This window comes from Venenivibrio stagnispumantis, assembly GCF_900182795.1.
GTDB classification, from domain to species: Bacteria; Aquificota; Aquificia; order Aquificales; family Hydrogenothermaceae; genus Venenivibrio; species Venenivibrio stagnispumantis.
In genome coordinates this window covers 54605-65393 of sequence record NZ_FXTX01000008.1, presented here as the reverse complement: position 1 = coordinate 65393, position 10789 = coordinate 54605, and the positions used below count along the sequence as shown (strand labels likewise).

Below are 10789 nucleotides of genomic sequence, written 5' to 3'. Positions count from 1 at the left end.
GTTTCTTTAACAGCTCTTTTAATTCTTCCGTATTCTCTTTTATTAACTCTCTTTTTACTCTCTTCATATTAATTATTATACATCAGTTTTGGTATAAGCAGCAAGAATACCACTGATTGCACCGGATGCCCCTACCATAGGAATATTAACAGAACCTTCTAAAATAGAAACAAAACTTTGCAAAAATGCAGCAGTAAATCCACTAAAAATATACAAAATCAAAAATCTAAATTTACCAAGGGCATCTTCTACATTATTTCCAAATATCCATAAAAATAACATATTTCCAAATATATGACCTATTCCTCCATGTAAAAACATATGAGTTATTAAAGGCTCAATATTAAAATGGACAACATCCAAAGGAAAAAGAGCATATCTATTTATAAATGCCATAAAATAATCTTCCGGTAATGATATTTCATAAATAAAAACAGCAATATTAATTATTATCAAAGTTATAGTTAAAATAGGAAAACTTCTCGTTGGAATATCATCCTTTATTGGTATCACTTTTCTTCTCCGGCATTTTCATTGTAGATACGGTAATTGCCCATAAAGCTGTAATAATTATTAAAAAGATAAATACAAAATTTTCACCAAGATGTAATAAATATCCTCCAACTGCACCACCTATAAATGCTCCTATAAATTGTGAAGTATTAAATACACCGGAAGCTGTTCCTTTTAAATGAGGTTTTGCATATTTGCTCATCAAAGAGGGCATTATAGGTTCAAGCATCATAAAACCGGTAAAATAAACAACAATAGATAATACAAAAAATAAAAAGTTATTCTTTAAAGTTAAAAACATTACAAATGATAAAATAAGAACAAATATTCCAAGAAGTTTTACTTCTTTGATTAAGCCTTTCTTCTCTGCAATTATAGTGCTTGGAACCATTATTGTAAGCCCAACGAAAAACATTAATAGATATATTTTCCATAAATCAGACACATCTATAAAATGATTTTTAGTAATAAGATAAGGAACAGTTGTAAATACAGCAGTAAGTCCCATGTGAAGCACAAACATTCCAAAATCCATTTTAAGTAGATTTTTATCTTTTAGGACATCTCTTAGATAAGAAGAAGTAAATTCAGCATCATCGTGATGAACAATAATTTTAGGTCTTGGTAATCCAAAAATTATATAAGGTATAGATATAGAAGCTAATATTGCAGTAAATAAAAATATTCCTTCCAGTCCAAAATGAGAAGCAATATAAGGGCCTAAGACCATTCCAAATGCAAATGACATTCCAATAGATGCACCAATAGTTGCCATTGCCCTTGTTCTTATTTCTTCTCGTGTTAAATCTGCAAGTAAAGCAATAACAACAGAAGAAACAGCCCCTACACCTTGCAATAATCTACCTGCAATTAAAAGATATATATTTTGCTCATAAGAAGCATAGGCAGCAAGAATACTACCTATAATAAATATAATGGTGCTTGACAATAATATAGGTATTCTTCCTATTTTATCGCTCCATAAACCATAGGGTATTTGGAATATAGCCTGCGTCAATCCATAAGCTCCAATAGCCAAACCTACTAAAAATGATGTAGCCCCCGGAAAATTATGAGCATAAACTGACAATACAGGTAAAGCCAAGAATAAACCAAGCATTCTAAGGGAAAATATTCCTGCCAATCCAATGGTTGCTTTCTTTTCTTCCGGTGTAAAATCTTTATCTATCAATCTAAGCCTCCGTATAGTATAATAATTTTTTAATATTATAAAACAATTTAAGATAAAAAAAATGAGTTTAATCAATTTTAGAAAATATGATATAAAAAGGTTCTAAATCATAGAAATTTTGTTTAAAATATTTTATATTGAGATTTAATCTCATAGAAAGGAGGAAAGAATGGTTCCTTTAGCTTTTGCAAGAAAAGGAGGCAAATTAAAAGTTAAAACTATAAGAGGAGGAAGAGAAGTTAGTGAAAGATTAATAGCAATGGGAATTGTTCCTGGAACTGAAATTACTCTTCTTAAAAAAAATGGTCATGGGCCAGTTCTTGTAAAAGTGGGTGAATCTCTCGTTGGCATTGGATTTGGTATGGCAAAAAAAATAGAAGTGGAGGAAGAACAATGAAACTATCAGAACTTAAAGTAGGAGAGTTCGGAAAGATTACAAATGTTAAAGGGAAAAATCCTGATATTAAAAGAAGATTAAGGGAGATGGGGTTAATTAAGGGAGAAATTTTAAAAGTTGAAAAAATAGCCCCTTTGGGTGATCCAATAGAGGTAAATGTTAAAGGTTACAAACTTTCTTTAAGAAAAGAAGAAGCCAACTATATAGAAGTTGAAAAAAATTAATGGGGGTGTATTTATGAAGGAAATTACTGTTGCTTTTGTTGGAAATCCGAATGTTGGGAAAACAGCTTTAATAAATAGTATTGCTGGTACAAAACTAAAAGTGGGGAATTGGCCAGGTGTTACTGTAGAAAAGAAGGAAGCGGAAGTGACTATTGAAAACATAAAGCTTAAACTGATAGATTTGCCAGGTGTTTATAGTCTTAGGGCTTATACGCTTGAAGAAAAGATAACGAGAGAATTTCTCCTAAAAGAAAAGCCTGACATTATTGTTAATGTTGTAGATGCGACAAATCTTGAAAGAAATCTCTATCTCACTACTCAGCTTATGGAACTTGGAATTCCAATGGTTATAGCTCTTAATATGTGGGATGAATTTCTTGATTTGGGATATAAGCTGGATATAAATAAATTTGAAGAGTTTCTCGGATTAAAAGTTGTTCCTACAGTAGCAGTAAAAGAGGTTGGGATAGAAGACTTATTAAAAGCTATATTGGAGACAATAGAGAAAAAAATTATCCCTAAACAACCTAAATATTCTGAGAGAGTTGAAGCATATATTTCTAAAGTAATAAACGATTTACCATTTAATACTGAATTTAAAAGGTTTATTGCTATAAAAGTTCTTGAGGGAGATTTAGAAATTATTGAATCTCTCGGAGATAACGCAGAGAAAATTAAAGGTCTGATAAAAGAGTTTGAGGAATTATTAGGTGAAGATGGAGAATCTTTAATTGCAGAGGAAAGATATAGTTACATTGAAAGCATTCTTAGAGAAACATTAAAACATCCAGTAGAGAAAAAAAGAAATATTACTGAAATTCTTGATGCTATTTTTTTAAATAGAATTTTGGGTATTCCTGTCTTTCTTTTTATTATGTATATAGTTTTTAAGCTTACATTTGATGGAAGTGGTCCTTTTATTGATTGGGCGGATGGTTTGAAAGATTTCATTGGGAGGTGGGTGGGGCAAGCCCTATCCCTATTTCCGACTCCTGAATGGATACAATCACTTATAATTGATGGAATAGTGGGGGGAGTAGGGCTTGTTCTGACTTTTGTTCCCTTACTTATTTTTCTTTACTTCTTTCTTGCCATTTTAGAAGAGAGTGGATATATGGCAAGAGCAGCCTTTGTTATGGATAGAATAATGCAGAGCTTTGGGCTTCATGGAAAATCCTTTATTCCGATGATTATAGGTTTTGGTTGTAATGTCCCTGCAATTTATGCAACACGAGCACTTGAGAATGAAACAGACAGAAAACTAACAGCCCTTCTTGTTCCTTTCATGTCCTGTGGTGCAAGGCTTCCAATATATGCATTATTCACTGCTTTGTTTTTCAAAGAACATAGAGCAGAGGTTACTTTTTTAATGTATCTTATTGGTATTATAGTTGCTATCCTTATTGGAATTATACTGAAAAAACTTGTATTTAAAAGAGAACCTTCTCCTTTCATACTGGAACTTCCGCCTTATAGATTTCCTACACTTAAATTGATATGGAGTTCAATCTGGACGAGAACAAAAGCATTTACCAAAAAAGCAGGTACCGTAATTTTAGCAACAATGATTCTTCTTTGGATTTTTACAAAAGTTCCCTATGGGGAAAAACCAGAAAATACTTTACTTGGAAGAGTGGCTACTACCATTAGCCCTGTTTTCAAACCTTGTGGATTTACTAGCTGGGAAGCTGTTGCTGCACTTATTCCTGGAACAATTGCAAAAGAAGTGGTTATCAGTTCTCTTGGAGTTCTATACGGAGTAAATAAGAGCGAAGAAACAGAAGAAAAAATATCTTTCACTGAGGACTTTAAAAATCAAATCAAAGGATTTTATGAAGCGTGTATTGATTCATTAAAAGGCATGTTTGGTAGTTTAAAACCAAGTGTTTTTGAAATGGAAGACGAAGAAACACCATTACAAAAAGCATTGAAAGCAGATTTTACTCCTCTTTCTGCTTTTTCTTATATGGTTTTCTGTCTTCTGTGGGTTCCTTGTATCGCAACCATAGGTGCTATTTATCAAGAGTTTGGTTGGCGAATGGTGGGAGCTTCAGTTTTACTTAATACTATTACACCTTACATTATTTCATCTCTTGTCTATAACATTGGAAAATTACTTGGATTTTAAAGGAGGTGAGTTATTATGATTGAGAATATTATACTTATAGGAATAGCTCTAATTTCAGGTTGGTATATCTACAACTACTTGTTTAATTCTATCAGCAATAATAAAAATAAAGATGTCTCTTTAGTTTGTAAAGGATGTATCAATTGCAGTTCTAATTCCTGCCTTGGCGGGACTTCTTCTGAAAAATTAACCAACTTTTATAAAAAAAATGGATAGGAGGTAATAAATAATGAAGAAATTGTCTAAAGCGATAATATTAGCATTTGGAACTGTCTCTATTCTTTCTACTCAGGCTTTTGCCGGTAAGAAAGTATTAATATATGACGATACAGAAACCCTTGGGACAGGAAATTATCAAAATGAAAATTATCTTATTTATAAAAAAGATATAGAAGAAAGTGAGGGTAACTATACTTTTAATTTTACTTATGGATGGAATGATAAAACGGATTTGGCTATAAATATTCCTTTTGAATATCTTAAAAATTATGAAGATGTTCATTCAGATATATCTGACCCAAGCATAGAGATAAAATATAGATTTTTTGAAAAAGATAATCTTAAATTTGCTATGAAGCCATTTCTTGGAATACCGGTAAAGAAAGATAGCGATTTTAGTGAGGGTCATTTCCAATATGGAATCACCCTTGTTTCCCAGTATGAGATAGAAAAATGGAGTTTTTATGCAAATACCTCTTTTGTGATTCATAAAGAAAAATTAAATGAAAATGAGTTTTTCCAATCTTTCTCAGCAGAATATAATATTAGTGATAATTTTTCATTGATAGGAACATTATATTTATCAAGTTATGATGAAACTGAAAAAGGAGGAATAATAGGATTTGGTTATTCATTTTCTAAATTTGAGATGGGTCTTGGTATAGGTAAAGTTTTTAATCCTGAAAATAACTACTCAATTTATGCTGGATTTACAATAAAATTCTTTTAATAATCTCCCCGAGAAATCGGGGAGTTAAATTATCTTTTAATGATGGTGTCCACCAGGACCGTGGGCGTGTCCATGTAATATCTCATCAGGTGTTGCTTCTCTGATAGATTTAATCTCAACATCAAAAACTAAATCTTTCCCTGCAAGAGGATGGTTTAAATCTACTGTTACTGTATTTTCATCAAAATCTACTACTACCATATGTATAATTTGACCTTCAGGTGTTTGAGCTTGGAGAGGTAATCCTACTTCTAAATCAACCCCTTCAAAATACTCTCTTGGAGCTTGCTGAATCAAATTTGGGTCTGCTATTCCATAAGCTTCTTCAGCAGGAACTTCAATTGTTTTCTTTTCTCCTTCCTTCATCCCAAGCATTCTTTCTTCTAATCCCGGAATGATATAACCTGCTCCTACTAAAAATGTAAGAGGTTGTCCCTGACTTGCATCAAGAACTTCGCCTGTTTCTTTGTCTTTTAATACATACTCAAAAGAAACAACTTTGTTTTTTGAAACTTCCATACCAAAAACTCCTAAAATTTATTTAGCACCAATAGGCACTATTGGAAAGAGATATTTATTGATTTATCCCCTTTCAAGAATGCCCAAAATTTCTTCTTCTTTATATTTTTCTATTTTATTTTTACCTCTATAAATATATACCATTTTTTGATTTTCTTCAATAGTTATTACAATAACATTTTTAAAATGATTATTAAAAGCAAAATTTATAGAGTCATTTATATCTCTTTTTATTATATCCCTCGCAACTGAAAAATTTTTCTCCCTTAATATTTTTGCTATTTTGTATGCTGTCTTTTTGTCCTCAGTTGTGTCTATTATAAAATAATCCTTTTGGTTTTCTTTCAGTTTATTATTTTTTTCAAGGTAGTTATAAATATTAAATAAATCAAAAGCAAAACCGGTAGCAGGAATTTTTCCATTGTATTTTTGGATTAAACTATCATATCTTCCACCTTGTCCTATCTTTTTATTAAAATCCTTTATAAATATCTCAAATACAACGCCGGTATAATAAGAAAATTCTGTCGGTTCTCCTATATCAAAAACAACTTTTTCCGTTAAATCATACTCTTTTAATATGTTGTATATCTTTTCCAAATCTTCAAAATTCTTATAAAGATTATTAAAATCTTTTAATCTGTTTTTAAGAAAGATTATTAAATCAATATCTCCTTGATATTTTGGTATATTTATAATGAAATCTTTAAGTTTGTTATCTAAATTTTTATTCAGGCAAAATTTCTTTAAATTATAAATCTCTCTATGTTTTATATATTCCATGAATATCTTAAATTCTGTATCATCTAAATTAAGTATCTCTTTTAAAGAACTGAAAATTTCAACATTATTTATATCTATTTGATAATCTTTTATTTCTACGGATTTTAATGATTGGGATGCTACTGCAAGGATTTCTGCATCTGCTTCAATTTCTGAAACTCCTATAAACTCAATTCCTATCTGTCTTTTTTCCCAAAGATTATCTGCTTTTGGAATAGTATATCTAAATATATTGCCTGTATAAAATAATCTAATAGGAAACTCTTTTTTTTGAAGGGAAGCTATATATCTTGCAATCTGAGCTGTAAAATCTATTCTTAATGTAAGAATATCTCCTTTGTATCTATCAACGATTCTAAATGTTTGATTTGCTATTTCCTGTCCTATACCTTTTTTATGGACATCATAAAACTCAATAGTAGGTAAGATAATCTTTTCATATCCCCATAACTTAAATATATCGGATATCTTCTTTTCAAGATTATCTATATTGTAACTTTCTCTTATTGAAAATGCCCGAATTCCATCAGGTAAATCTATATTCAATTTCTCTCCTTATAATGCATCAAGAGATGGTATAAAATAATCTCCAAGAAAATATGTGTTATTTAATTTATACAAAATAGGTCTGACAGGGTCATAATCAAGAATTGAGTAAGATGCATTATCGCATCCGAAACTCCAAAATTTTTCAAGAGGAACATCAAGTCCTGCAACTAAGGAAGCTCTTATTGGAACAGTATGCGATACAGCTATTATTGTTTCTCCATCATGCTTTTGTAATACTTTTTGTTGAAAATTTTTTACTCTGTTATAAACATCTATAAGAGATTCTCCATTTGGAAATTTTACTTTATGTGGTTCATATATCCATTCTCTAAACATCTCCGGATATTTTTCTTTTACTTCTTCAATAAATAATCCTGACCAATCGCCATGGTCTATTTCTATTATATCTGTATCTGTGATAATAGGTAGATTTGTTTCTAAGCTTATATACTCAGCTGTTTGATATGTTCTTTTTAGTGGGCTTGAGTATAAAGCCGTAGGATTATATTTTTTTAAAGCCTGAGCAATTAAAGGTGCTTGTTTATGTCCCCTTTCACTTAATTCAGGGTCAAGTCTTCCTTGATATTTTCCAATTGGGTTCCAAAGGCTTTCTGCATGTCTTACATATATAATTCTTACTGCCACTTTACACTCCTTCTATCATTATTTCTTGAACTTTTTTTACGCCTTTTCCAAGCTCTACTTTATATCCCATTTTATATAAAGCAACTTCTAATACAGATATTGCTTCTATCATATCTACAAAATCAAAATAACCCATGTGGGCTATTCTTATAATTTTTCCTTTTAGATGGTCTTGTCCTCCGGCTACTCTTATTCCGAGTTTTTGCATAATTTTTCTTAGCTCATCTGCATTAATTCCTTCCGGTGAAAATACAGCTGTTGCTGAATTTGCAGGGCTTTCAGAAAGTAATTTTAGTCCAAGCTCTTTTACTGCTTCTTGTGTTGCTTTTGCAAGAAGGGCATGTCTTTTTGCAAGCTTAGGTAATCCTTCTCGTAGTATAAGATTTAAACTTTCATTTAATGCTATGATTAGGTTTATTGCCGGTGTATAAGCTGTTTGTCCTTTTTGTTGTTTTTTACTCTCTGCTTTTACTGAAAAATAATATTTAGGTAAATTGCTTTTTTCTAATCTTTTCTCTGCTTTTTCGCTATAATATAAAATAGATAATCCCGGTGGAAGCATTAGGGCTTTTTGTGAGCCGGTAACGAGAATATCTATTCCTATTTCTTCCGGATAAACTTCATAAACTCCAACAGATGTTATTCCATCAACTACAAGAAGACAATCTTCCAAACTGTTTGATATCTCTGCAAGTGGCTTTAAATCGTGATATGTTGCAGTAGATGTTTCTGATTGTTGAACTAATATTCCTTTTATATCTTTGTTATTTTCTACTATCTCTTTTAATTTATCTATATTGTATGTTTTTCCCCATTCTATCTGATAATCTATAACATTTAGCCCGAATGTTTTTGCTAAATCTCTCCATCTTTCTCCAAATTTACCTGCATTTATTACAAGCACTTTATCATTTTCATTAAAAAAATTTACAATAGATGCTTCCATTGCACCGGTTCCGGAAGATGCAAACATCAAAACATCTCTTTCTGTATTTAATAATTTTTGTAATTTTTCTCTAACTTCTAAGAATATTCTTGTAAATTCAGGGGTTCTATGATGTATTATCTGTTGCCCTAATGCTTTAATAACTTCCGGTGGTAAAGGCACAGGTCCGGGTGTAAATAACCTTTCTTTTAAAATCATTAGCTACTCCTTACAAAAATTATTTAACAATATTTTATCACTCTTCTAAACTAATTGGTATAAACTCTATCTTTAATTGATTTAAAGGTGTATCTTTTACTATTTTATATCCTTCTTTATCTTCATCATAAACAATTTCTATAATTCTTTCTAATTTTTCTGCCGGTTTTATTTTTGTTCCGGTTAAATTAAGCATTCCTTTTTCTATTCTTATATTTTTGGATATTAATTCTTTTCCTGAGTTATCATAAATTTTTAACACCCCATCTATTGCTTTTAATGTTTTATTTGTATTGTTTATTACTACTGCTTTTAACACTATATAATCATTTCTATCAAATTGATTATCTGATTTTTTAAATTTCTTTTCCAATACAGAAAAAGATATAGCATTTTCCGGAATTACTTCTTTTTTTACAATGCTTATATTTTGAGCCGGTGCCTGTTCTAATCTGTTTAATTTTTCTTCAAGCATCTTTACCTTTTTTTCAAGGTCAGAAACTCTGCTTTCTAAATCCTGTGCATTTGCCAAAAAAGTGATAGATAAAACCGATAGAAAAATCTTTTTCATAATAAAACCTCCAAATTATATTTCAAGCTCTACAAGCTTGTTTTCATAATTTCTAAATATTATTTTATCACTTTCTATGGAAACAATATAATTTGGAATAATAGGCACTTTTCCAAGACCACCTTTTAAATCAATCGCATAGGTAGGAATACCAAGTCCTGATAACCTTCCTCTTAGATACTCTAAGATTTCAACTCCTTTAAAAATATCTGTCCTAAAATGATATACCCCCTTAGTTGGGTCGCAATAAAATAAATAGTAGGGTTTTATTTTTATTTTTAAAAGGTCTCTCATCAATTTTTCTATTATATATTTATCATCATTTATTCCTTTTAATAATACGGTTTGATTTAAAACAGGAGTTCCGGTTTTTAATATATTTTTAACTGCAATTTTTGTGTAATTTGTAATCTCATTTGGATGATTAAAATGGGTTATAAGCCATAATTTATCGTATCTATCAAATATCTCCAAAAGCTCTTCATCAAAAAATCTAAATGGATTTACTACTAACTCCCTGCTACCTATTCTTATTATATCTATATGTTCTATCTCTGACAGATTTTTTATAATATACTCTATCTTTTGATTAGGCAGTGTTAATGGGTCTCCACCGGATATAAGAACTTCTTTTATATTTTTATTTTCTCTGATATATTTAAACATGGCTTCATACTCTTCTTTTGTTCTTGCCCTTTCATCTTCTAAGAATATTCTTTTTCTCATACAATGCCTACAATAAACACTACAAAAATTAGTAGCCCTAAATAAAACCCTATCCGGATATCTATGGGTTAAACCATTTACAGGACTTTTTATATCTTCTAAAAAAGGGTCTAATAAGGCATATTTTTGATAATTTTCATCTATCTCTTTTATATCCGGAACTATCTGTTTTAAAATAGGGTCATCTTTATCCTCAAAATTAGCAAGTGATAAATAATAAGGAGTTGTCCCAAAATGAAATATCTCTTCGGTTCTTAATATATCTTCTTTATTTTTCAGATTTATAAAATTTTCAAGCTCTTTAACTTCTTTTAATCTATTTTTGATTTGCCATTTCCAATTTTCCCAATCTTCTTTTTTTACATCTTTCCAGATATTTATATTCTGCCAATAATTTTCTTCTAAAATTCTCAAATTTTTCTCCTTATCAAATTTTTTGATTATAATAT

The 10789-nt window shown here is 30.2% G+C and carries 13 protein-coding genes; 5 read left to right on the top strand and 8 right to left on the bottom strand.

Features of this window, described 5'->3' with window-relative positions; translation table 11 throughout:
- Positions 1-75: 75 nt before the first annotated feature.
- A complete protein-coding gene (locus tag QOR43_RS04450) occupies positions 76-513 on the bottom strand; it encodes a rhomboid family intramembrane serine protease (RefSeq protein ID WP_265134259.1) in 438 nt (145 codons plus the stop codon).
- On the bottom strand, positions 494-1705 hold the full coding sequence (locus QOR43_RS04445) for an MFS transporter (RefSeq protein ID WP_265134260.1): 1212 nt from the start codon (positions 1703-1705) through the stop codon (positions 494-496). The genes QOR43_RS04450 and QOR43_RS04445 overlap by 20 nt, the downstream gene beginning before the upstream one ends.
- 169 nt (positions 1706-1874) lie before the next feature.
- On the opposite strand from QOR43_RS04445, the gene QOR43_RS04440 reads away from it, so the two are divergent.
- The 5 genes from QOR43_RS04440 to QOR43_RS04420 are packed head-to-tail and all read left to right on the top strand — an operon-like array spanning position 1875 to position 5403.
- Positions 1875-2102 (top strand): FeoA family protein, encoded by a 228-nt coding sequence (locus QOR43_RS04440; protein WP_265134261.1) that lies wholly within the window; start codon positions 1875-1877, stop codon positions 2100-2102.
- A complete protein-coding gene (locus QOR43_RS04435; protein ID WP_265134262.1) occupies positions 2099-2326 on the top strand; it encodes a FeoA family protein in 228 nt (75 codons plus the stop codon). The genes QOR43_RS04440 and QOR43_RS04435 overlap by 4 nt, the downstream gene beginning before the upstream one ends.
- A 13-nt stretch (positions 2327-2339) precedes the next feature.
- The gene (feoB, locus tag QOR43_RS04430) at positions 2340-4454 is read left to right on the top strand and encodes a ferrous iron transport protein B (RefSeq protein ID WP_265134263.1); all 2115 of its coding nucleotides are present in this window, start codon (positions 2340-2342) and stop codon (positions 4452-4454) included.
- Between the two features lie 15 nt (positions 4455-4469).
- A complete protein-coding gene (locus QOR43_RS04425; protein WP_265134264.1) occupies positions 4470-4670 on the top strand; it encodes a hypothetical protein in 201 nt (66 codons plus the stop codon).
- Positions 4671-4683: 13 nt separating this feature from the next.
- Positions 4684-5403: a transporter gene (locus QOR43_RS04420; protein WP_265134265.1), complete on the top strand. Its 720-nt coding sequence runs from the start codon at positions 4684-4686 to the stop codon at positions 5401-5403.
- A 36-nt stretch (positions 5404-5439) separates the two neighbouring features.
- On the opposite strand, the gene QOR43_RS04415 is transcribed toward QOR43_RS04420, so the two are convergent.
- The 6 genes from QOR43_RS04415 to QOR43_RS04390 form a co-directional block, all read right to left on the bottom strand.
- Complete coding sequence (locus QOR43_RS04415; RefSeq protein WP_265134266.1) at positions 5440-5922, bottom strand: FKBP-type peptidyl-prolyl cis-trans isomerase; 483 nt, start codon at positions 5920-5922, stop codon at positions 5440-5442.
- Between the two features lie 63 nt (positions 5923-5985).
- Positions 5986-7251 (bottom strand): ATP phosphoribosyltransferase regulatory subunit, encoded by a 1266-nt coding sequence (gene hisZ, locus QOR43_RS04410; protein ID WP_265134267.1) that lies wholly within the window; start codon positions 7249-7251, stop codon positions 5986-5988.
- 9 nt (positions 7252-7260) lie between these two features.
- Positions 7261-7899, bottom strand: a complete 639-nt coding sequence (pspA, locus tag QOR43_RS04405; protein ID WP_265134268.1) for a phosphoserine phosphatase PspA — start codon at positions 7897-7899, stop codon at positions 7261-7263.
- Between the two features lies 1 nt (position 7900).
- Positions 7901-9040: a pyridoxal-phosphate-dependent aminotransferase family protein gene (locus QOR43_RS04400; protein ID WP_345782852.1), complete on the bottom strand. Its 1140-nt coding sequence runs from the start codon at positions 9038-9040 to the stop codon at positions 7901-7903.
- Between the two features lie 40 nt (positions 9041-9080).
- A complete protein-coding gene (locus tag QOR43_RS04395; protein ID WP_265134270.1) occupies positions 9081-9614 on the bottom strand; it encodes a hypothetical protein in 534 nt (177 codons plus the stop codon).
- A gap of 15 nt (positions 9615-9629) precedes the next feature.
- On the bottom strand, positions 9630-10754 hold the full coding sequence (locus tag QOR43_RS04390) for a KamA family radical SAM protein (RefSeq protein WP_265134271.1): 1125 nt from the start codon (positions 10752-10754) through the stop codon (positions 9630-9632).
- Between the last annotated feature and the right edge of the window lie 35 nt (positions 10755-10789).

Bases quoted from the DNA above. Each gene is read 5' to 3' on its own strand.
- QOR43_RS04440 (WP_265134261.1), top strand. From the start codon at position 1,875: ATGGTTCCTTTAGCTTTTGCAAGAAAAGGAGGCAAATTAAAAGTTAAA.
- QOR43_RS04435 (WP_265134262.1), top strand. From the start codon at position 2,099: ATGAAACTATCAGAACTTAAAGTAGGAGAGTTCGGAAAGATTACAAAT.
- feoB (WP_265134263.1), top strand. From the start codon at position 2,340: ATGAAGGAAATTACTGTTGCTTTTGTTGGAAATCCGAATGTTGGGAAA.
- QOR43_RS04425 (WP_265134264.1), top strand. From the start codon at position 4,470: ATGATTGAGAATATTATACTTATAGGAATAGCTCTAATTTCAGGTTGG.
- QOR43_RS04420 (WP_265134265.1), top strand. From the start codon at position 4,684: ATGAAGAAATTGTCTAAAGCGATAATATTAGCATTTGGAACTGTCTCT.
- QOR43_RS04415 (WP_265134266.1), bottom strand. From the start codon at position 5,922: ATGGAAGTTTCAAAAAACAAAGTTGTTTCTTTTGAGTATGTATTAAAA.
- QOR43_RS04395 (WP_265134270.1), bottom strand. From the start codon at position 9,614: ATGAAAAAGATTTTTCTATCGGTTTTATCTATCACTTTTTTGGCAAAT.